The organism is Terribacillus jepli, assembly GCF_047228925.1.
Taxonomy (GTDB): Bacteria; Bacillota; Bacilli; order Bacillales; family Amphibacillaceae; genus Terribacillus.
In genome coordinates this window covers 25212-48355 of record NZ_JBFEGH010000024.1, presented here as the reverse complement: position 1 = coordinate 48355, position 23144 = coordinate 25212, and the positions used below count along the sequence as shown (strand labels likewise).

At 46.1% G+C, this 23144-nt stretch carries 20 protein-coding genes and 1 tRNA gene; 4 read left to right on the top strand and 17 right to left on the bottom strand.

The genetic code is table 11. The features are described 5' to 3' along the window. Positions 1–129: 129 nt before the first annotated feature. The 6 genes from ftsH to spoIIE form a co-directional block, all read right to left on the bottom strand. Positions 130–2178, bottom strand: a complete 2049-nt coding sequence (gene ftsH, locus AB1K91_RS19215; RefSeq protein WP_413092216.1) for an ATP-dependent zinc metalloprotease FtsH — start codon at positions 2176–2178, stop codon at positions 130–132. A 116-nt stretch (positions 2179–2294) separates the two neighbouring features. After that, positions 2295–2846: a hypoxanthine phosphoribosyltransferase gene (gene hpt / locus AB1K91_RS19210; RefSeq protein ID WP_413092214.1), complete on the bottom strand. Its 552-nt coding sequence runs from the start codon at positions 2844–2846 to the stop codon at positions 2295–2297. Further along, complete coding sequence (gene tilS, locus AB1K91_RS19205; protein ID WP_413092212.1) at positions 2839–4257, bottom strand: tRNA lysidine(34) synthetase TilS; 1419 nt, start codon at positions 4255–4257, stop codon at positions 2839–2841. The genes hpt and tilS overlap by 8 nt, the downstream gene beginning before the upstream one ends. A gap of 62 nt (positions 4258–4319) precedes the next feature. Next, positions 4320–5234: a protein kinase domain-containing protein gene (locus AB1K91_RS19200; protein WP_413092210.1), complete on the bottom strand. Its 915-nt coding sequence runs from the start codon at positions 5232–5234 to the stop codon at positions 4320–4322. After that, positions 5215–5955, bottom strand: a complete 741-nt coding sequence (locus AB1K91_RS19195) for a hypothetical protein (RefSeq protein WP_413092209.1) — start codon at positions 5953–5955, stop codon at positions 5215–5217. Before AB1K91_RS19195 ends, AB1K91_RS19200 begins: the two co-directional genes overlap by 20 nt. A 64-nt stretch (positions 5956–6019) precedes the next feature. Next, complete coding sequence (gene spoIIE / locus AB1K91_RS19190; protein ID WP_413092207.1) at positions 6020–8479, bottom strand: stage II sporulation protein E; 2460 nt, start codon at positions 8477–8479, stop codon at positions 6020–6022. A 390-nt stretch (positions 8480–8869) separates the two neighbouring features. On the opposite strand from spoIIE, the gene AB1K91_RS19185 reads away from it, so the two are divergent. Both AB1K91_RS19185 and AB1K91_RS19180 read left to right on the top strand, forming a co-directional pair. Continuing rightward, positions 8870–9316, top strand: a complete 447-nt coding sequence (locus AB1K91_RS19185) for a MarR family winged helix-turn-helix transcriptional regulator (protein WP_413092205.1) — start codon at positions 8870–8872, stop codon at positions 9314–9316. Then, positions 9313–10815 carry a DHA2 family efflux MFS transporter permease subunit gene (locus AB1K91_RS19180; RefSeq protein ID WP_413092203.1) on the top strand — a complete coding sequence of 501 codons (1503 nt, stop codon included), beginning with the start codon at positions 9313–9315 and terminating at the stop codon, positions 10813–10815. Before AB1K91_RS19185 ends, AB1K91_RS19180 begins: the two co-directional genes overlap by 4 nt. A 35-nt stretch (positions 10816–10850) precedes the next feature. On the opposite strand, the gene AB1K91_RS19175 is transcribed toward AB1K91_RS19180, so the two are convergent. Then, positions 10851–11426, bottom strand: coding sequence for a histidine phosphatase family protein (locus AB1K91_RS19175; RefSeq protein ID WP_413092235.1), 576 nt, complete (start codon positions 11424–11426; stop codon positions 10851–10853). A 128-nt stretch (positions 11427–11554) separates the two neighbouring features. Here AB1K91_RS19175 and AB1K91_RS19170 point away from each other — a divergent pair. Next, a tRNA-Met gene (locus AB1K91_RS19170) sits at positions 11555–11628 on the top strand. 134 nt (positions 11629–11762) lie between these two features. On the opposite strand, the gene AB1K91_RS19165 is transcribed toward AB1K91_RS19170, so the two are convergent. The 7 genes from AB1K91_RS19165 to AB1K91_RS19135 form a co-directional block, all read right to left on the bottom strand. Then, positions 11763–12176 carry a S1 domain-containing RNA-binding protein gene (locus AB1K91_RS19165; RefSeq protein WP_093728742.1) on the bottom strand — a complete coding sequence of 138 codons (414 nt, stop codon included), beginning with the start codon at positions 12174–12176 and terminating at the stop codon, positions 11763–11765. A gap of 74 nt (positions 12177–12250) precedes the next feature. After that, a complete protein-coding gene (locus tag AB1K91_RS19160) occupies positions 12251–12631 on the bottom strand; it encodes an FtsB family cell division protein (RefSeq protein ID WP_413092201.1) in 381 nt (126 codons plus the stop codon). 7 nt (positions 12632–12638) lie between these two features. Next, a complete protein-coding gene (gene yabQ / locus AB1K91_RS19155) occupies positions 12639–13238 on the bottom strand; it encodes a spore cortex biosynthesis protein YabQ (RefSeq protein ID WP_413092199.1) in 600 nt (199 codons plus the stop codon). Next, positions 13235–13519 (bottom strand): sporulation protein YabP, encoded by a 285-nt coding sequence (gene yabP / locus AB1K91_RS19150; protein ID WP_413092197.1) that lies wholly within the window; start codon positions 13517–13519, stop codon positions 13235–13237. Before yabP ends, yabQ begins: the two co-directional genes overlap by 4 nt. A gap of 63 nt (positions 13520–13582) precedes the next feature. Beyond that, complete coding sequence (locus AB1K91_RS19145; RefSeq protein ID WP_093728738.1) at positions 13583–13840, bottom strand: RNA-binding S4 domain-containing protein; 258 nt, start codon at positions 13838–13840, stop codon at positions 13583–13585. 1 nt (position 13841) lies between these two features. Then, positions 13842–15158 carry a bifunctional methyltransferase/pyrophosphohydrolase YabN gene (gene yabN / locus AB1K91_RS19140; RefSeq protein WP_413092195.1) on the bottom strand — a complete coding sequence of 439 codons (1317 nt, stop codon included), beginning with the start codon at positions 15156–15158 and terminating at the stop codon, positions 13842–13844. Next, the gene (locus AB1K91_RS19135; RefSeq protein ID WP_413092194.1) at positions 15155–16735 is read right to left on the bottom strand and encodes a putative polysaccharide biosynthesis protein; all 1581 of its coding nucleotides are present in this window, start codon (positions 16733–16735) and stop codon (positions 15155–15157) included. Before AB1K91_RS19135 ends, yabN begins: the two co-directional genes overlap by 4 nt. Before the next feature lie 134 nt (positions 16736–16869). Here AB1K91_RS19135 and AB1K91_RS19130 point away from each other — a divergent pair, with 134 nt between their 5' ends. Next, positions 16870–18081, top strand: a complete 1212-nt coding sequence (locus AB1K91_RS19130) for an MFS transporter (RefSeq protein ID WP_413092192.1) — start codon at positions 16870–16872, stop codon at positions 18079–18081. On the opposite strand, the gene AB1K91_RS19125 is transcribed toward AB1K91_RS19130, so the two are convergent. The 3 genes from AB1K91_RS19125 to mfd all read right to left on the bottom strand — a co-directional run bounded on the left by AB1K91_RS19125 (position 18039) and on the right by mfd (position 23135). Further along, on the bottom strand, positions 18039–18839 hold the full coding sequence (locus AB1K91_RS19125; protein WP_413092190.1) for an AraC family transcriptional regulator: 801 nt from the start codon (positions 18837–18839) through the stop codon (positions 18039–18041). The genes AB1K91_RS19130 and AB1K91_RS19125 overlap by 43 nt on opposite strands. Before the next feature lie 75 nt (positions 18840–18914). Next, on the bottom strand, positions 18915–19451 hold the full coding sequence (gene spoVT / locus AB1K91_RS19120; protein WP_413092188.1) for a stage V sporulation protein T: 537 nt from the start codon (positions 19449–19451) through the stop codon (positions 18915–18917). A 153-nt stretch (positions 19452–19604) separates the two neighbouring features. After that, positions 19605–23135, bottom strand: coding sequence for a transcription-repair coupling factor (gene mfd / locus AB1K91_RS19115; RefSeq protein ID WP_413092186.1), 3531 nt, complete (start codon positions 23133–23135; stop codon positions 19605–19607). Positions 23136–23144 lie beyond the last annotated feature (9 nt).

Sequence of the window (23144 nt, the reverse complement as noted above, 5' to 3'; positions counted from 1 at the left end):
TATCAACCGTATACGGTCTTTTGTCCACAAGGTATTGTTTATCTTATCATAATCCAGCAGGTAAATCCCTTTATATGTTTACTATACCCAAACAATGAAAAAAGGCCTCCCGATAGGAGACCTTTTCTATTATGATCTTGGACGATCATCCGAACCGCCGTCTTGGCGCGGCTCATCTTCTGGTATACCTGACTGTTCCCGCGGAGTGGAAGTATCCTCATCGATGGCATTGTCATCGGCTGGTGTTACTTCCTTTTCTTCCTGCGGCTGGATTGTGACAGTTACTTCGTCATCTTCATCCTTTGTCAGGCTGGCTTTTTTATCAGACTTGCTGCGTTCAGCGGCAACTTCTTCCTCTGTTGGCAGTCGTCCTTTATCAAACAATGTTTGGATTTGGAACGCATCCAATGTTTCGATCTCAAGCAATGTTTGAGCGATAAGCTCCAGCTTCTCTTTGTTTTCTGTAAGAATCTGTTTGGCACGCGCATAACATTGGTTGATGAAGTTTTGTACTTCCTGATCGATTTCATAAGCGATTGCATCACTGTATGTTTGTTCATTCTGGATATCACGGCCAAGGAATACATTCCCGCCATTGCTTGTGAACTGCAACGGACCGATCTTATCACTCATACCGTACTCGGTAACCATTTTGCGGGCGATATTCGTCGCTCGCTGGAAGTCATTATGTGCTCCGGTACTTACTTCCCCGAAGATGACCTCCTCAGCAACACGTCCTCCAAGCAATCCGGTGATCTTATCAAGCAATTCCGGCTTGGTCATGAAGTAACGATCTTCCCTCGGCAGCATGACAGCATAACCGCCAGCTTGGCCTCGAGGGACGATAGTGACTTTATGCACCATGTCCGCATCGTCGAGGACCATGCCGATGACAGTATGTCCGCTCTCATGATAAGCAACGATATTACGTTCTTTCTTGGAGATGACACGGCTTTTCTTCGCAGGACCGGCAATGACACGATCAATCGCTTCATCGACATCGGCCATGACGATTTTCTTACGATCATTTCGTGCAGCTACCAGTGCAGCTTCATTCAACAGGTTCTCCAAATCCGCTCCGGAGAATCCTGGCGTACGCATTGCGATTGTACGCAGATTAACGGACTCATCAAGCGGTTTGTTGCGGGCATGTACCTTCAAGACAGCTTCACGTCCGCCTAGATCTGGGCGATCGACTGTGATCTGACGGTCGAAACGGCCAGGACGGAGAAGGGCTGGGTCAAGAATATCAGCACGGTTTGTCGCAGCGATGATGATGATACCTTCATTGGCACCGAAACCATCCATCTCGACAAGCAATTGGTTCAATGTCTGCTCACGCTCATCGTGACCGCCGCCCAGACCAGCTCCACGCTGACGACCTACGGCATCAATCTCATCGATGAAGATGATACATGGTGCGTTCTTCTTCGCATTTTCAAATAAATCACGTACACGGGATGCACCGACCCCTACAAACATCTCTACGAAGTCCGAACCACTTATAGAGAAGAATGGAACGCCTGCTTCTCCTGCCACCGCACGGGCAAGCAATGTTTTACCTGTACCCGGAGGTCCCACAAGCAGGACACCTTTCGGAATGCGGGCTCCTACAGCAGAGAATTTGCGAGGATCTTTAAGGAAGTCGACAACTTCGACAAGCTCCTGCTTCTCTTCGTCAGCTCCGGCTACATCGCGGAACTTCACTTTCTTCTTCTCTTCATTGTACATTTTCGCCTTGCTCTTACCAAAGTTCATCACTCGGCTGCCGCCGCCTTGCGCCTGGCTCATGAAGAACAAGAAAATCAGCACAAGCAGCAAGATCGGGAAGATGGATGTCAGCAGCGTCTGCCAGAAGCTTGGCTGCGGCTCTTCATCTGCATTCAACTTAACACCTTGTTCATTTGCAGTATTGATGATATCACTCATCAGCTGCTCATTCTGAGGTATCTCAGTCTGGAACTGCTTGTTATCTTCCGTCTCTCCTCTTAACGTATAGATATTGTTAGTAGGCTGGACGGTCATGCTTTGTATGTCACCACTCTCAAGTGTGGTCCTGAATTTGTTAATGTCATACTGTTCGACTTCATTCGTCTGATTCCTGAATAAGTTGATCACACCGATAATGACTACAAATATAATTATAACCATTAGGGTATTACGGAACACTTTGCTCATTGCCTACCTCCTCCCAAACGAGAAAACTATAGTAAATACTACCATACGCAAAACCTGCTATACAACTAAATACCCTTTACCTTATGTAAAAGGATGCCATTCCATGCCGATACCGTTTATTCGGTCCGGGCGCCGCCATACACTTCCGGTTTCAGAACACCGATATATGGCAAATTACGGTACTTCTCCTGATAATCCAAACCATAGCCGACGACGAATTCATTCGGCACGCGGAAACCGACCAAGTCCGCCTGGATCTTCGCCGTACGTCCCGAAGGCTTATCAAGCAGTGTGACAATCTTAATCGACTTCGCTTTCCGGTATTTGAACAAATCAACCAGATAGCTCAAGGTGAGACCACTGTCGATGATATCCTCAATGATCAGAAGATCTCTGCCTTCCACTTTTGTATCCAGATCCTTGACGATCTTCACTTCACCAGTGGATGTCATGCCCCCGGCATAACTGGACACATCCATGAAATCCATCTCAAGATGTGTATCCATATGACGGAGCACATCGGACATGAACGGAAGGGCACCTTTCAACACACCGATAGCAAGCGGGAAGGAATCTTTATATTCCTCTGTAAGCTGTCTACCGATCTCAGCACATTTCGCCTCGATCTCTTCCTTCGTAATCAATATCTTCTCAATCTCATCATGCATTGCTCGGTCCTCCTGTTTGTTCCCCATTTTTCGCTTGGTAGCACAGACACAAATAGCTGCCTGTTTCTCCTGTTGTTCTGCCTGTTTCCCCTTTTCTCAAACCGATAAGCCATAAAATAGTGCCAGTCGCATCCTCCACAATCGGCCAAACCTGCCTTTGATCAGCAGGAATTTTTTCATCAATGAAAATATCTTTTACTTTTTTGGTCCCTCTCATTCCGCGCAGCTTCATTTTGTCGCCATTTTTCCTTGTGCGTACCCGTAAAGGCAAAGTGACATCGTCAACGGGCAATACGAAGATATGGGAATTGTTTTCATTTGGGTGAGGGGTAAAAGTAGCCTTTAATAGAGATCCATCAGGTAACGTGACGCATCCGGGAGCGTGTAATGTATAGTGGAATAAGTCTTTTTCCCCATTACGGAAAGAAACCGTCATATGGCCATAAGACTTTGTCAGTTGTAATCCTGCCGGAAAATCTAGTGAGCTGTTTGCTTTAGAGCTAGCTATCAGTTCAAAAAATTGCGCTTCGTGCCGATGATGCAAATCCACCGGAAGCGCTTGATACAGATACATCAATATTAGATGATACACTCTTCTTTGTAAAGCAATCGGGTATGTAGTGAATCGTTCTATTTCAAAGGCTGCCGTCTGTTTTGCAGCATCGTATTCCACCGCTTCTTTGAACATTTTTGCCGCCTGTCCCTCCAAGTAAGCTTCATCCGCTTTAAGTGCTTCACTGAAGCGCTGCGCATGTTGATGGAAGGCAGGGAATTCGTTTTTTATCGGAGCCAGTACCCGATGCCGGAAAAGATTACGCGTATAATCTTCCGTGGCGTTGGACGGATCGATGCGATACGGCAGAGCATGCTGTTCACAATATTGTTGGATTTCCGATTTGCTGCAAGACAGCATCGGCCGGATGATTTCCCCGCCAGCAAAGGGCCTCCGGATATCCATACCACTGACGGCTGCGGGATTGGAACCGCGCGCCAGACGCATCAGAATCGTTTCTGCCTGATCATCACCATGGTGGGCAAGAAACAAAGCGTCCGCTTTATGATGATTCATGCGCTCCTCAAAATAGCGATAGCGCATCTCCCTGGCTGCCACCTGGGTACTCTGCTGATGTGTTTCCTTCCAGGCCGGAACATCCACTGTTACAGCTTCTGACCTAATCCCCCATTTTTCGCAAATCGATTCCACGAATTCAGCATCCATCCTGGATTCTTCTCCGCGCAATCCATGATCGACACTCAATGCAATGATCTGCCAGCCTTTCTGCCCCCTATGTTCCTTCAGGAAATGGAGAAGTGCCATCGAATCCGGCCCACCGGATACACCTACCAGGATAGTGGTGTTTTCCTTCCATAAATCGTGTCTGTCCATAAATGCTGCCACAGTCTTTTTCATTTACCTTCATCCTTATGTAATTGCTGCTTTCATCGTACCATTGATGCGATTAGACAAAAAGTTTATTGCAGCAGATATATCACATAGCAAATGATAGCATAGACACTTAGTACTATGCTTTCTCCGAGTCCCGTCTTGCGCCGGCTGCTTTTTGCCATTCTGGAAGGCGGAGAGACTGGCGCCGGCGACTTCTTTTTCATCAAGAGCTTCACTAAATCTTGCTTCATTCCGATACTGTCGGTATATTTGCCCGTCAATGCTTTCTCTAAAATGGGACGCAGCTTCCCGGCAGCGTGCAATGCCCTCTTAATCGAAATTTTCGGTGTCTCGCCTTTTGCAAACCTTCCGCCATTCAAAATTTCCAACGCAGTCATAGCAAGCGCGAACAAGTCATATGTCGGTTCTGCTTTCCTGCTTCCCATCCCCCAGTGTCCGCGGTCATAAAACTCGGTATATTCCTTGATTGCACGACCCAGCTGTGTCGTCCCTCCTACATCCACCCATCGGAGCCGAGCAGGTTTTTCGCTGACGACTAGATTATCAAGCTTCAAATCACCGAAAACCCACCCCGACCGGTGAAGATGGTCTAAGTCATCCAGCAGTCCCAGCAGCAATACCGGCAGCCACTCCGGTCCTTTTGCTTTGATGTACGTATCAAGTCGACTCCCTTGGATATATTCCATGACGTAAAAGGTATATAGCCGACCGCTCGGACTGACATAGTCATCGGTATCAAACAAACAAGGCCCGAGGAAATATCCCTGGACCTTTTTCAGTGATTGCAGCACTTTCACCTCCATTGTCATCGAGGTGCGTTTATCACTGATTTTCAAGGCTGCATGGATGCCATTTCTTTCTGTTAGATACACAGATCCGATTGCCCCGCTTCCGAGTTTTCGAATCAATGGGTAATCTCCATGGTGCCACTTGCCTGACAAACGGATGCCAGTACGTATTTCAGCTGCCGAATTCTTCATATTCGGTCATCCCGTCATCTACCGACCGCTTTTTTAACGACTGGCGGCTGAATTCATGCAACGCTTCCCTCAGCGCAGGTCCGGTCGGTGTCACGCCGCCTGTAGCAAGCTTCGGAAAGACAGAAGACACATTTTCCAGCCGCTCGGTCCACTCCATCACCTTAACAGCTGGCTCCCTTTTCCCCGGAAAACCAAATATGGCGAACTTGTTATTGCCAAGTCGTGCATTCATGCTGATTGACAAATCGATCAGCGCTTCTTTCACCACAAGGAGCTTATGATGCATGCTGGCGCTCGTATCGACTAGGATAAGCACCTCCAGATTAGCCGTTTCACTAATATCCTCGACAACCTCGAGCACATCCCCTCTTTTATCCGGCGGCAGGTCGTCCAATGTATTGCCAGGACCTAGAATCTGCTTCAGTTCTTGATTGACGACACCCTCGATTGTCTGGGTCATTGCCTGCTTTGTCACCATTTGGACGGTCTCTGTCAAAGCTTGCTTATAGATCAGCTGACTGACACCGCCTCCTGCTTTTGCGATATTCTCCACTTCCTCGAGGCTGACTGAATGTTCAGCATGTCCCTCCTCCAGAATACCGATTACATTGACCGTAATATGTTGAGCGTAAGCTAATGCAGCAACTGCTGCCGGGTCTTCCCCGCGGTTGGAGCATCCATCTGTAATGAGCAGGATTTGTTTCAGCGTACTCGGTTTCATCGTTATCCCTCTTCTCCATTCGTTATCTCCATCTTCGACGGGAAAAGAAGATAATATACGTTCCTTACGCCTCCTTCACTTTGTTTTTATAAGTAGGAATGGAAGCCCATTCCGGCATATTCCTGTCAATGGCGGCCACCATGACGGTCATGTCATCCTCTATCTCTCCCTCGCGATGGCGAACAACCTCCTCCAGGAGCAGATCGGCCATCTCCTGCGGCACGGTCGTTTTCATTTCCTTGATCTTTCGCTTCAGCCAAATATCTGTATTCTCCACATGGCGCGGAGCTTCAAAGATACCGTCACTCATCATGACAAGCAAATCACCCGGCTGCAGCTGCTCCTTGACAACATCCACCTCCAGATCCTGCACGATACCGATAGGCAAATTGCCAGACTCTATTTTAATGACCTGATCACCTCGCTTGATGAAGCTTGGCGTCGATCCGATTTTTAGGAATTGGACAGCTGCGTCATGCAAATCGATGACTGCCAGATCCAATGTAGCGAATATCTCCTCATTGGAGCGGAGCGAGAGGATTGAATTGATTGATTTGATTGCCACTTCTTCCCTGATTCCCGACTGCAGAATCTGCTGCAACAGTCGTAGCGTCTCGGTGCTTTCCTCATGTGCCCGATCTCCATTTCCCATTCCATCACTGATTGCGATTGCATACTTGCCCGCCCCTAGTTCGATCGTGGAAAAGCTATCCCCCGAGACGAACCCCCCACCTTTTGCCGCATGTGCCACTCCTGTATCCACAATGAATTTTTTGATGGAAGAAAACGCCAGGAAACAGGATTTATCCGGAAACGGCGCTATCTCTTCCTTCGTCACGACGACACTCTCCCCCAGAATGTCGGATAGAATGGGACCGATCAGCTTTTGCCCCTCGCCATGGTACCCTTGTATGGATACATGCATTTCGATATCAATGCCGCCTTTGGTCAGGGAAAACACATCCAGCTTGTCCACGACTAAGCCAGCCGCCCGTAAAGCAGCCATCATTTCCACTTCCTGTTGTTCGTGATTCTCCTTTTCCTTGACGATTTCTTTTGCGAAGTCGCCCATTACCTCCGATACACCATTCAGCTGGTCTGCGACAAACCGGCGACTTTCCTGTACTTGCCGCCGGAGCATTTGATTTGCTTGGTAGAAACTCAGCTCATGCTTCATCGTTTCAACCACTTTTTTCGATTTGACACAGTGGGATTCCAAGTTCCGCTCCAGCAGCTTATTCGGCGGCCCGCCGTCCTCCATATCTTCCTTGAGACTCTCCATTAACTGATACGTACGATCAAACTGCTGCGCACCCCAGCAGCGATCCTTTTTGAAGCACAACTGACACGTCTGCTCGGTCACATTGCCAAGCAGGAAATCAGTTTCCCGATTCCGCACATCCTCTGCAGCCCGGTCAGGCGCAGCGAAGCTTTTTGCCAATGCATCGAATACATTGGAGAACTGCTGAACACGATTAGCCGTGACATCCCGGACTTTTTGTAAATATTGCTCCTGTTCTTGGGCTTGCTCTGCAGTGCCGGGAACGAACCGGGACATACGGCGGATCCAGCTATCCGGCGTCAAAACAAGCAGTAAAATACTCATTGCTGAAGCAAGCAAGGATGGATACACTTCCTGTATGCCCTGCTCTTGCCCGTACACACCGATGAGCAATGTACCAATGATGAGCCCTATGCTCACACCGATTTTCTTTCCATCCTTCAATAGACCGCCAAGCAATCCAGCGAATGCCAGCAGACTCATCTCATAGAGGCTGGCAACATTGGCGAGACTGAGAATCAACCCCGCAACCACCCCGACAGTCGAACCCATAGCCGCTCCACCGATCAAGGCCAGCAGCAGGACAAAGTAACGGGAGAAAATTTGCTCGACCCCAGCGCCTTGAAGCTGCCATCCGATCGTGCCCGTCAGGACCGAGGCGAGTAAAATGATCAAACAGACAATTTCTTCATTTTTTAATGCCGGATAATATCTTTTAATGGATAATAGCGGAATGCTTTGCATAAAGATGATAAAGAGTACAGAACCAAGAATGCCTTCGACGCCGATCATCATCCAATCAAAGCTGGACAATGTATTTTCATAAGAGAATGCCAGCATCCTCGGCAGTGCACTTGCCAGGAAGACGAGCACCGCCATCACCCGAATTTGGTGCGGAATCCTCTTACAAAGCATAGCCAAGAAATAAAGGACAAATGCAGCACCTGCTATATACAAGCCGTGTGTCCACTGGTAGGTACAGGCACCTGCGACTGTAACCAGCGTGATCGGCAGCATTCTTTTTCTTCTAGTAAGCCAGATGGATGCCAGAAATGCCACCGCGAATGGTGAAACTGTGGTCAATACCACTGCCCGTCCAAGTAAGAAGCCTACAAGTGCCAAAAGCCATGCTTTCTCGATCAATAAAAGTTTCGCAAGCTCAAACCCCTTCTTCTTCCAATTCTCGAATCGCTTTTGCTCCACACCATAGATGCCCCATTTCTTTCTTGATACAGTCTCCATTCATTGAACACTCCTATCCCCATATTTACCGAGGCTCTGTGTACATACCATGGCATACCCCGGGACAAACTCTTATTTGAATAAGGTCATTTAACCACATCAGCTCTTCACAATTTGTCAAAAGAACCGAGCGAGACCTAAAAACATTTCGACTTAATCCAATACCTTCTCACCGGCTTCAACACAGCTTGGACACCAAAAGCTCTTTTGCGGCAATTTTCCTTGTCGTAATAAGCTCTTGTTCCGTGTGTCTTGTCAGAAAACTTTTATTTTTTATGGGAAGCGTTTTCCGCGAGATTTCTATATTGCATTTTTACAAAAGAGGAGTAGAATGGTTCCTACTGAAACAGTTCGCATGCGAACTATTTTTTTGTTGAGGGGATGACAACTTTGACTGATGAGGAAAAAATCAGCCGAGTCGTCCAATCATTTCGCTGTTTGAACCAAGCTTTCCACAAGCAATTCTGGCACAATGCTGATCAATTGGGTGTGACTGTCGTACAGCTGCACATCCTGAAAGTATTAGCGGACGAGCCTGGAACTGGCTTGAACGATCTTGCTCAAAAAGTAAATGCGAGCAAGAGCACAGTTAGCGAAACGGTTGAAAGGCTTGTACAAGCTGAATTGGTAAAACGGGAGCGCTCGACACACGACCGGCGAGCCATCGTACTGTCACTGACTCCAAAGGGACTGGAGCAGAAAAAGACAGCCTACCGAACCTATTTGCAAAGATTGGAGAGCATTTCAGACTTCAGCACGGAGGAAATAGAGACATTATTGTCTCTTCACCACCGTTTGCTAAAAAAGATCATTACTCAAGGAGATGAGACAACATGAAAGATCGTTCTGCTTATGTAGATCCGCAGACATTAAAAAGAGGACCAATCGTCGCGATCTTGGTTCTAGGCGCATTCGTAGCCATTCTGAACCAGACGCTCATGAATATCGCGCTGCCAAAAATGATGGTGGATTTGGATATACAAGAAAACTCAGCCCAATGGCTGACAACAGCATTCATGCTGGTTAACGGTATCCTGATCCCAATTACTGCTTTCTTTATGGAAAGATTCACAACTCGTAAGCTATTTATCACCGCCATGAGCTTGTTCGCAATCGGGACGCTCATTTGCGGGGTCGGACCTGAATTCACAACAATCCTGATCGGTCGTATTGTACAAGCAGCAGGCGCTGGTATCATGATGCCATTATTATTCAATACTGTATTGAGCTTGTACCCAATCGAGAAGCGAGGCAGTGCAATGGGTGTCATCGGCCTTGCGATGATGTTCGCTCCGGCTATCGGACCAACGCTATCCGGATTCATCGTGGAGCATGCATCTTGGAGATGGTTATTCTTCATCATCTTGCCGATTGCTATTATCGATGTTATCTTGGCAATCTACGTATTGCGTAACGTAACAAAAACACAGAAATCATCAGTCGATGTTCTATCTGTTATCTTGTCCACAGTAGGATTTGGTGGCTTGCTTTACGGCTTCAGTGTCGCAGGAGATAAAGGTTGGGATTCCGCACCAGTCATCTCTACACTGACAGTGGGTGGAATAGCCTTGCTGATTTTCATCATCCGTCAGCTGACAATCAAAAAACCTATGCTGGAATTCCGTGTATTCAAATATTGGATGTTCTCGTTATCAACAACAATCAACGTCGTCATTACGATGGCAATGTTTGCAGCGATGCTATTGATTCCGATTTTCACCCAAAACATGCTCGGTTACTCACCGCTTAAATCAGGTCTATTGCTATTGCCTGGTGCACTAGTATCAGCGATCATGTCACCAATCACTGGTAAACTGTTCGATAAGATCGGTGCTCGTCCGCTTGCATTGATCGGACTTTTGATCACGACGATCACAACTTACTTCCTAAGTACGTTGTCTATCGATACAACTTACACGTATATGATGACTGTTTATACCTTCCGTATGGTCGGTGTATCCATGGTTATGATGCCGATCATGACAGCTGGCTTGAATCAGCTGCCGAAACGTTATTATGCACACGGTACAGCGATGGCCAATACACTTCGCCAAATGGCCGGTGCAATCGGTACTGCTTTGCTTGTTACCGTGTTCTCAACTCAAACAAAAGAGCACGTTACAGACATGATGACGTCTGGTACACCACAACAGCAAGCTACTTTGCTGGGTTCCATTGAAGGTATCAACGATGCTTTCTGGATTGCAACGATCATCGCAGCAGTCGGATTCCTGCTTTCCTTCTTCTTGAGAAAGGTACGCCCTGCAGATGAAATCGAACAGGAACAATCGACAGCTACAACGACGCCTGTCGGAAAACCTTCTGAAACACATTAAAATAAAAACCTGCATCCGAGCTGGATGCAGGTTTTTTATATATTCGCTAAATGATCAGAAAGATTGTAATTATGTACTTTCCATTTTTCTTCGACGAATTGGATATTGCTTAAGCAAGCATTCACAAGACGCGTATTCTCCAGATCATACTCCCCATCCGAGATGGTTGATAAAATCGCGGAAATTACTGCCCCATGTGCGACGAGCAATATTTTCTTGTCTCCATATTTCGCATTCACTTCTTGCAATGCTTGCATTACCCGTTCCACTAGATCCTCCCATGTTTCCATACCAGGAAAATCAAAGCTAGGATATTTCGCTTCTCGTTCTTCTTTAGTAAGACCTTCTGCTTCGCCAAATCCCCTTTCGACGAAACCTTCCATTTCCACGATCGGCAGCTGCAATGCTTCATTAATGATATCAGCAGTCTTCCTTGCCCGCTTCATCGGACTTGCAATGATCAATTCAAAATCACTACCTGCCAGATAATCACGAGTAGCCTGCGCCTGTCTGACTCCTGTTTCATTCAATGGGATATCGGTACTTCCTTGCACTTTACCTAGCTTATTCCAATCCGTTTCTCCATGTCTGACAAGACAAATCATCCTGATCCCCTCCCCTATCTATATACTTACTATACCGTAATCTTCCTGCCAAACGATATCAAAAAAATATTGTTGACATATGACGTATGCTGTTATATTATATTACTTGTGCTTTGAAACATTTAATTTCATATGGCGGTGTAGCTCAGCTGGCTAGAGCGTACGGTTCATACCCGTGAGGTCGGGGGTTCGATCCCCTCCGCCGCTATCTTTAAACAAGGAATGCAGATTGCATTCCTTGTTTTTTTGTATACAAAAAAAATCGAATGCTTCACGCATCCGATTCCATGTTTTGTATCTTAAGATTTGCATTTTTATCAAATCCCAATATAGACAGCAAGTTTAACCTTTTTTAGCGCCTCTGCCACCGCGTTTTGATTCTGTGTGTTTCTTAAGGGACGCAAGACGGTCCTCTGAATCCTTCAGGAAGCGATTCATTTTAGCTTCAAACGATTCCGTGCGATCGCGGTGACCACCGCCATGTCCGGATCCTCTGTTGTTGTTACGGCGTGCTGGCGGCGGATTATCTTTTGCTTTCTTGATGGAAAGCCCAATCTTTCCGTCCTTTTCATTAATGACTTTGACTGTGATCATATCACCGACAGACAAATGTTCATTAATGTCTTTCACGTAATTATCGGCAACTTCACTAATATGCACTAGTCCAGTAGATCCGCCTGGCAGTTCTACGAAAGCACCGAAATTAGTGATTCCTGTTACCTTACCCTGATACTTGCTGCCTACTTCAATTGACATAAAAAAAATGCTCCTCCTTAAAGTTTGAAAGAAATATACTACTTATATATTATATAAAAGCTTGGAAAAGGGTGTCAATAAGAGGGTTCTTCTTCAGTGATCTTAAAAATGGTCTCACCGTCTTTAGAATAGAAGTAATTAGTCCTGGCGATTTCCAGTACATAACTTTTATCATTCAAAAGTTCAATTTCCTCTTTGAGATCCTCTTCTTTATCTTGCAAGCTAGCTAACTCTTCCTGCTTCTCTTTGTATTCTGTCTGCTTAGCAGCATAAACACCGCGCTGATGAATATGATACCCTGTCATCAAACCAAGCAGAACAACTGCAAAAGCGGCGAACAAGATCAAACGCCGAAAGAGTCTTTTTTGCTTTTTCCGCTGCCGTTCCGTATATGCATCGTATTGTCTCGTGTAGCTGGACTCCATCTTCGTTACGTTTCGTTTCTTTCTTGCCACGCCTGTTTTACCTCCTTGTTCTGCGCAGTGATTCGTATACCTTCCTTGCTATATTCTTCATTCTACTATAGATACCTGCTAATTTGGAGTAATTTTTTCGGTACCTTTCAGGTGTCAGCTTCCACACGAGCCGACCAATGAGACGTATCGGGTAAAAGAGGACGACCAACACCAATCGGATCAATTTCCATAAGAGCGCAATGACTCCCCCTGCCAGCATCAGCAGTCCTTGGATCACCAGTCGGATTGGTGTCAGGATAAGCACCTGTAAAACCCTCTTCGTAATGAATATCGTTCGTCGGATGATACGGATGAGCCATTCGAGCACACGCTGATAGCTTGTCTGAAATAAGGCTCTATACCCTGCAAAACCACATAACAATGCTAAAAGGATATAAAAACGCATTTCTCCCTGATTCACTTGGAACAGCAGGAAAAACAGCAGCAAAGTCTGCATCAGCCAGAAACTGCACTCCATGATGTAACGCATGACAGCCTGCTTTTTCCAGTGCCGTTCAAAGCGGCGGAACGTATCCATGGCTGCACCAAGATAGACTCCGCCGGCAATCATCGACACTATGGTGAGGAACTGGACGGTCAGCGTCATTTGAAGAGCTTGCTAAAGAGTCCTTTAGCCTTCTCCCCATGATGCTCATCCAAATAGGACAGCTCCTGGATTTTGCCTTTGATCGACACCTTACCCTCCTGCAAATCGAGATTCTTCATATGCAGGTTGTTCCCGCGAATGATCATATAACCCATTTCTGTCTGGAGCAGGAATTCTTCGCTATCGAAGCTGTCCACTTCCTTGACACCGCTTATCTCGAGCGATTTCCGACTGAACATCTTTATATCATGATCCGCTTGTACTTTCCGGGTTTGATCCATCGTTACCGCCTCCCTTTTATCCCTAACAATCTATGAGGCCAGGGACAAGGTTAGAACGGATTTTTATTGTACAGGTTCTTCCTTTTTCACTTTGTACAGTGTCGCAGCATCTTCCTTCTTAACAGCTTCCCTCAGCTGCTGCACCTCGATCGTAAGCAGTTTCTGACCGAAGCGGATCGCCATTTCATCTCCCACGGCTACATTCGTGGATGCTTTCGCTTGGATACCATTGATTGTGATACGGCCCTGATCGGCCACTTCTTTAGCCAATGTCCGCCGTTTGATCAAACGTGACACTTTTAGAAACTTGTCTAAACGCATGTCATTCACTTCCCTTATCCGTACTTTTATTACCCTCTATTGCCTGATGTAAAGCAATTTCGGGATTTATTTTATAATAGCCTGCATAAGAGGCAATAGCAAACAGAAGCTCTCCGACGACTTTTTCATCCAGTGCCGCTTCTGATGCCCTTCTGCTTAATTCGGACAGCAGCTGTGCCATATTAGCAGGAGATGCCATCTGCTTGCCAAGCTCTGCTGCTTTCATCAGCTCCGGCTGCAGTGATTTTTCTTCTTGCTCCTGGTTGTGCTCTGCTTTTTCTTCCTGCTTAATAGCTTCCCAGCTCGTTTGTAATTCTTCCTCTGTTTCCAAGACCGCTTCGCCAAAAACATGTGGATGACGGCGAATCATCTTTTCCGTCACACTTCTGATAACGTCATCGATGGTGAAATATCCATCATCTTCACCGATTTGACTGTGCAGCATGACTTGAAGCAATACATCCCCCAGTTCTTCGATGAGATTCTCATCATCTTCCTTATTAATGGCATCAATGAGTTCATAAGCTTCTTCAATTACATATCGCCGCAGTGATTCATGGGTTTGCTTCTGGTCCCATGGGCAGCCTCCCGGCCCGCGAAGCGTCCGAATCACCTCACGCAACCTGTAAAACTTATGGTTCAGCTCCAGTGACACTGCCGGCGGCACATAAACACTCATCAGATTACTGAATTCCACACTTCTATCCAAGTCTTCGAGCATGACGGTCTTGATGCTCTCATTCGCGCTTCCTACAGCATCTACGATGGTAACTGGATATTCTGGCGGCAAATCCTCCAGCAATTCAAGTTTCACTTCGGAGGCAACCATTTGATCGTACACCTGACAGAAGATGAGATGCTGTCTATACTCCAGCTCGTCGCGCCGGAATGACGTAGCATCAACAAACTGGAAGCCATCAATCGGATCGATCCGCAGGGCGGAGAATAAATCATCCAAAAAACTTTGTCCTCCGATGATTTTCACGTCGACTTCTTGTTGTGCCAGCAGAAGCTGAACTGTCATCTCCGCCAGCATCGGATGACCAGGAACTGCATATATCAAAGAGCCTTCCTCGGCTTGCCGGAACAAGCTGTTAGCTATTTCTTCATAAACCGATTGGAAATCAGGATAATTTTCGTAGATTTCGTCATAGGAATGGAATTCCACTCCTTCTTCTTGCAGCGTCTGTACGACAGGATGGTCCTTTGTCCTGACGAATATCGGTTTTCCGTGACCTTTTAATTTCTTGTAGATTCCTAGTGATAATTGATTGATATCTCCGCCACCAAGTCCGACCACTTCAATGGTATGCTTCATTTCTTATTTCTCCCTTCCAAACCCAATAATCGTTTGCTGAATGGCAACGACACTAGCTCTGTCCGGCTGAATGCCCCTGTCCGGATCAAAGTTATTCCATACACTGCAGCACCGACGAGTACAGCAAACAATACATATATCAATAACAAAATTCGTGTTTTCACGTGAAACAATTCGACAGCAGCTATGTAGAATAACCCAACAGCGACAAGCATGGACAACAGTCCGACAATCAGACTCTTCCACGGAAGCTGGAACAACTTAATCTCCGGCAGATAGCGTTTCAGCAAGTACAAATTACCTGCCAGTATGCAAGCTACCGTAATGACGGTCGCCAATGAAGCACCCATGATGCCGTAGATTGGCACGAGCCATTCATTCAGGAACCATTTAAGCAGGAAGCCGACTGCGATGATAACTGCTGTTTGCTTCCATTTCCCTAACGTCTCCAGCATCGATGCTGTCGTCAATGTCAGCGAACAAACAAAGATTGTCAGCATGAATACTTGTAACGAATATGTACCGACATCGGCTTTGAATAATAGTTCATTGATAAGCGGAAACAGAATGATCAATCCAGCTGCTGCTGCAATGGATAGAAGAAAACTAAGCTTCCATCCGCTCTGCATCAGTTTAATGACAGCTTTCTTTTCACTTTTGAGCTGTTTTTTCGTAATGGACGGCACAAACGCTAATGCCAAGGAAGAGCCGACGACAATGCCTAATTGGACAAGCGGCTGACCGCGATCATATATCCCTTTCCATTCGCGTGCCGCATCCAAACCCAAACCATGATCAAGCAGGCCGGATACAAGAGTGAAAGCATCCGCAAACTGTAAGAGAAGTAATAGCATATAGTTTAGACAAATAAAGAAGCCATATACGAGAATTGTCTTTATGATATATATCCACGAAAGCCGCTGCTCGACCGTAGAGATGATCGGCTGTTTTCTCATATACATGCCAAGTACCACGATACCGAAGCAAGCACCCACTAATGACGCCAGTGCAGCCTTAGCTCCAATATCATACAAATCACTCCCCGTACGTACAAGCAGGAAAGTGACAACGAGAATCAAGCCAACCCGGACAATCTGCTCCACCACTTGTGAAACAGCTGTCGGTGTCATGTTTTGCTTCCCTTGATAAACACCTCGCAAAATCGAGGTGAATGGGACAGCCAAGAAAATGTATGCCGCTGCCCGCAGCGGCTTCTCTAATGCAGCATCCCCCATCAGATCAGCTATTTGCGGAGCAGTTATATATAACAGAGCAAATGTGATCACGGCCAAACCGAACAAAAATGTTCCAATTGGTAAATAAAATGAACGCAATGAAGGGGATACATTGCGGTAACGTTCGGCAACAAGCCGGGACACCGCTGCCGGAATACCGTATAACGCCAAACTCGCTGCTATCCCCAGGAATGGATACACTTGCTGATAGATGTAAAAGCCCTTATCCCCTACTATATTTTGAAATGGGACCCGATAGCCCGCACTTAATATCTTACTGATCAATCCAGCGACCGCCAGCACAAAGGCACCATGAAACAGCCGCTTCATTCCTAATCCCATCCGATGATTCCTCCAACCTTTTCCTATTGGGATTATACCATGAGACATATACCATATCTTGCTTTAACTTCGTGCAAGATATGATACGACCAACGTCTTTTTAGGAGATATGCTAAAAAGACGAGGTGAACAGCATGTATAAAGAAGTGTTGAACAATAAGAAAGCAGTTTATTACTTTTCAGGAGGAGCCATTTCTCGCATCGGCGATGTCTTATCAGGATTAGCCTTCCTTTTTCTTGCATACCGTATGACTGACTCCAGCATCCAGACAACTTTTGTTGCCATTGCTGAAACAGCACCGTACCTGCTTTTGGGATTGATTGGAGGAGCCATCGCGGACCAGGTCAATAGGAGAAATTTGATGGTTATCGTTGACTTGGTGAGGCTTATCATCCTAACCGCAATCATCATTCTCTATATACAGGATTGGCTGGCATACCCTCATCTTCTGGTTGGAAGTTTCCTGCTGCAATGCTGTGGCTGCTTTTTCAATCCAACCCATCGTGCTGTCCTCCCAGCGATAGTTCCCGAAAAGAGATTATCTGCTGCAAATAGTGTCTGGGACACCATTCAGCGTTCTGCTTCCCTGATAGGTCCGATTCTGGCAGCGTGGTTGCTTATGCATACAGATATTGTCTATTTCTTTGTCATAGATGCGGTTTCTTATGCACTTAGTGCGCTCTGCCTATCCCGTTTGCCGACTATGCCTGCATTAGAGATAAATAGGCTATCCATCATGTCCCTCTATGGTTCCATTTCGGATTTCCTGGCGTGGATTCGGAATGAGTCTAACCTTATACATCTTTTTATGACTACCTTTTTTGTTGTGTTTTTCAATACATGGGTATGGCAGGTTGGTATATTGCTCGCGTTCGATGAAATTACACATAACGGAGAAGCTTGGTATAACGCTTTGCAGATTTTATACGGTACCGGAGCGACAATGATCAGCATTCTGCTTCCGCTACTGCTAAAACAATTGGATATGAAAAAATATATACTCGGATGCCTCATATGGGGTTTCGGAATAACTATGATCGGTTTCATTTATATGCCATTTTCTTTCTTCATCGGCGCTATGCTTATCGGAATCGGTCTGCCGATAAGCAGTTTAACCAGAGTTTATCTTATACAGGCCTATGTCCCCAATACCATGCTGGGAAAGGCCTTCAGCTCGAATGCTGTATTACTTTATGCAGCAAATACACTGTCACTGGCCCTGTATGCAGTTTTGTTGCCGTTCTTCACCATTCGCAGTCTTATTTTGATAAGCGGACTGGGAATCCTGCTTATTGCATGTTTCTATCTGTTACGGATCCTTTTTCGAAACAATCCTGGCGTCTGACCGTAAATACGCCGAAATATAGCATGGTATGAGGATACATTCTTAAAGCCAACTTGCATGGCAATCGATAAAATCGAATTGTCGGTTCTGCAAAGCAGCTCCTGACTTTTGATGACGCGATATACTTGAAGCCAACTATAAGGCGACAGACCTGTCTCCTGTTTAAAAAGATGACTGAATTGAAATTTTCCCAATTGCGTCAGCTGAACCATCTCGTCCAATGTCCAATCATGATCAAAACTTTGTTTAAGAGCATCCTGGACAATATGTACAGATGGTTCATATCCGGAGATGTCCCAATTATCGCTATAAGATCCTGGCACAAGGCGGAAGATAATCAATGCAAGCTGAATCAAGCTGTTCTCAAGCCACACTGCTTGTTCTGATTCTGTTGCCATACTCCAATATAAACTAGTTGTCGAAAACCATTGGTGTATGATCGAATGTTTACATGTAACCAATGCGAACATTGGATCCACCTTATATTTTCCTATTTCTTGTGCCAGTTCCGTTACAAAGCCAGGTCGCAATTCAACAATCCATTTTTCAGCAGAATGGTGGAGTTGTTTATGTAGATCATGCGGATTCAGAAGGATGGCTTCCCCTTCAGATAATTCCAACTGTTGTTGCGGAAATTGATAGATGGCATGGCCTTTGGGACTGAATACTAATTTGTAGGTATCATCATCGCGCCAGTTCCTCTCACCAAGCATCGTTGTCCGGTTCAATAAAAGGCCGTTAGCATGCTCCTCGATCATAAGCTTCCCTCCCCTTAGCTTTTAGCTTAGCATAAAAGAAATCCCGCAACATGATCGTTGCGGGATTCCTGTTCATTATTCCATCTGTCTCGCAAGGAAATTGGCAGCTGTTTCTGCTGCTTTTTCCTCGACCTTGCTAAGCTCTCCATCGTTGCGGCTGACAATGACGACACACCCGATCGGATCGCCGCTGGCGATGATCGGACTGACCACATATGCCTGCACTTCGTCATCCTTGTCTTCCACAAGCTCTACATTACCCGCTTGATTGATCGTAGCGGTTGTTCTGTCCTGCATTGCTTTTTCCACCACAGAACCAATACCTTTATTCATGTATTCTTTCTTCGACTCACCTGCAACTGCAATGTATTCATCGCGGTCACAAATCAGGACACCATGATCGATCGACGTAAATAAAGCTTCCGCGTATTCTTTCGCGAAGTCGCCTAGCTCACTGATCGGAGAGTACTTCTTCAAAATGACCTCACCATCACGGTCAACAAAGATCTCCAGCGGATCCCCCTCTCGAATGCGCAATGTCCGGCGTATTTCCTTCGGGATGACAACACGTCCCAAATCATCGATCCTACGTACGATTCCTGTAGCCTTCATCTTCGATTGCCTCTCTTTCTGTATCATAAACTGCTCTGGGGTATTTTCTACTTATTATGAAGAAAAGAAGAATTCACCAGTTGTGGTGTTAGTATGATACGAATCGGCATTACTATACATTTCCTGCTAATTTTTTAGAGTAAATCGGAAGAATCAGCCGGCTCGTTTCAGTTCGCGCATTGCTTGAATGAACTCTTCCGCTATTTCATAACGGCGCTCATACGATTTTCTGTCCCAATTGAAGACGATTTTCAATTTCTTATCCTCGGTACCAAGCTGTACCATGCGCCCGTATTGATTAGCGAATTCAAACAATTTACTGCCGTCAACATGCTGACTCATATCGGGATCGATCAAAATTTCCATGCGCTGTTTTTTCTTCTTCTCGCTGATGGATTCGATTTTCTCCCGTTTTGCATACATCTTCAACGATGTCACATGGAAGAGGTTGCCTACTTCCTCCGGATAATCACCGAATCGGTCGATCAGCTCCTCCCGTAAATCATGGATTTCCTCTTGTGATGTACAGCTCTGGAATCGTTTATACATATCGATTTTCTGTTTTTCGTCCTTGATATACGACTCTGGAATATAGGCATTGATATCCAAATCAAGTTCCACTTCGAATGGTTTGATTTCCTCTGCAGGTTTACCTGCCTTACGTGCTTCCACTGCTTCGGTGAGCATTTGGGAATACATATCAAAACCGACCGAATCGATGAAGCCATGCTGCTGGGACCCAAGCAAATTACCGGCACCCCGGATCGATAAATCACGCATGGCGATTTTGAATCCAGATCCCAGTTCCGTGAACTCTTTAATGGCCTGCAGACGTTTTTCTGCCACCTCTGTCAGAACCTTGTCCTGCTGATAAGTGAAATACGCATAAGCTACTCGATTGGAACGCCCTACACGACCACGCAGCTGATAGAGCTGGCTGAGCCCCATTCTATCTGCATTGTCGACAATCAATGTGTTCACATTCGGAATGTCGACGCCTGTCTCGATGATTGTCGTACTGACAAGGACATCATACTCTCCTTCCAAAAAGGCCAGCATGACACTTTCCAGCTCTGATTCATTCATTTGGCCATGTGCGAAGGCCACCCTTGCATCATCGACCAGCGCTGCGATTTCCTGTGCTTTCCGTTCGATGTTCTCTACCTTGTTATACAGGAAGAATACCTGTCCATCCCGGGCCATTTCCCTTTCGATTGCCTCCCGGATGAAGACTGGATTGTACTCCATGACATACGTTTGAATCGGGAATCTGTTTTCAGGCGGCGTCTCGATGACGGAAAGATCGCGAACACCGAGCATGGACATATGCAATGTACGAGGGATAGGTGTCGCAGTCAACGTCAGCACATCCACGTTCGTCTTCAGCTGCTTCAGTCTTTCTTTGTGTTTTACACCAAACCGCTGCTCCTCATCCACGACCAATAAACCAAGGTCCTTATAAACGATATCCTTGGACAAGAGGCGGTGCGTACCAACGACTACATCGATGACACCGCTCTTCAGACCGGAGATCACTTCATTTTGCTGCTTACGCGTCCGGAAACGGCTCATCAGTCCTACATTGACCGCATAATCCTGGAATCGCTCCAGAATCGTTTCATAATGCTGCTGCGCCAAAATAGTAGTCGGCACTAAAATTGCTACCTGCTTGCCATCCGCAATTGCCTTGAAGGCTGCTCGGATTGCCACTTCGGTTTTCCCATAACCAACATCTCCGCAAAGCAGTCTGTCCATTGGTCGTTCCCGTTCCATATCCTTCTTGATTTCATCAATCGTACGAAGCTGATCCTCCGTTTCCTGATAAGGAAAGGCCGCTTCGAATTCCCGTTGCATCTCACCGTCTTCTGAGAAGGCATATCCTTTGGAAGCTTCCCGTTCGGCATACAGCTTGATCAATTCATCCGCAATATCCTCCACAGAGGATTGAACCCGGCTTTTTACCTTCTTCCACTCTGTCCCGCCAAGCTTGTACAGCTTCGGCTCTTTTCCTTCGGAGCCTACATATTTTTGGACAAGATCAATCTGATCGATTGGTACAAATAATTTATCGTCCCCGGAATAATGGATCAGCATGAAATCCTTATGCACATCCTGAACCTGCAATGTCTCGATACCGACATAGCGCCCGATTCCATGGTTTGCGTGAACAACATAATCCCCTACAGAAAGCTCCTGATAACTCTTGATCCGCTCTGCATTCGATATTTTCTGCTTACGTTTCGGTCTTGCAGTACGTTTTTTGAACAGTTCGCTCTCCGTCAGGACTGCGAGCTTATGGAATGGCAATTCAAAACCGCTGCTGATATTACCGATCATGATAGTCGGAGTGCTTACTGGAAGGGAAATTCGCTCAGCAATGGCCGCTTCCATATCATAATCAGCCAGAACAGCCTGGATCTTCTCGGCACGCTGCTGGTTAGGGGCTATTAAAATAGTAGAATAATTGCTTTTTTCCCACCGCTCCAGCTCATTCTTCAGCAAATGCATTTGTCCATGGAATTGCTGCATCGCCCTGCATGTCACGTTTACGATATTTTGTGGTTGTGTATTCGGTATATGTCGCAAGAAAACACTTAAATAGAGTCGCGGATGCTGCATCCTATGCAGTACTTCGTGCCAGTCAAAAGACAATTTCAGCTGTCTGACAGTCTGATGCGCCTCCAACAAACTATGGTGCCATTCTGCTTCTTCTTCATCGAGTCGGTTGGCTGTTTCTTGGATTCGGCTCATTTCATCCAAGATGATATAATCGCCCTGTCCAAGATAATCTAATAGACTAGCTGGCTCTTCATAGAAATAACCTGCATACTTGGCCATCCCTTGAAAACGCTCCTGCTGCCGTAATCGTTCCAAGTCTTGGCTGACGGCTTCAAGTACTTGCTGTTTATGTTCATCCGCCTGCAGCTTGCTTATCGTTTCCCCTAAAGCTTTCTCCAACCGATCAGCTGCCCTGGCAATGTCTTCCCTATCGATAAGCAACTCTGTGGCGGGTCCCACTTCTACAGAATCCCTTTTCTCCAAGGACCGCTGCGTATCCGAATCAAAGTAACGGATCGAATCCACCTCAGTATCGAATAATTCGATTCTTATCGGATTTGATTCCGTCAGCGGATAGATATCCAAAATACCTCCGCGCAAGCTGTACTCACCTGGAGATGCAACCATATCAGTCCGTTCATATCCCATATCGACCAACGCAAGTAAATAGCGCTCCAATTCTATTTCTTCCCCAACACGAAAAGCCAGCTGATAGCTTTCCCATTTAGCTGGTTGTGGCAGTATTCGTTTTAATGCTGCAGCCGGAGCTATCAATATGCCATTCTCACTTTGCATCCAATTCCGCAATGCATCCAAGCGCTGGCTGCGAAGTTCTGGGCTGGAGATGGCAATCTCGGATGCCAGTAATTCATTCACGGGATACAGGTACACATTCGAATGCGTACTCAGTTCCAATACATCTTCATAAAGTGTTTGTGCCTGTGTCAGCTGGTGCGTTACCAGAATCACCTTCCGACGTATTGCATCTTGCAATACTGTCGCTAGGACTCCTCTTGCTGAACCAGACAATCCTGTCAAAAGCTGTTCGTTCATCCCGGACTTTATCCCATTGATGACAGACTGTATATCATCTTGGGTTGAGATGAATTGCTTGATCTCTTGCATAATGCCTCC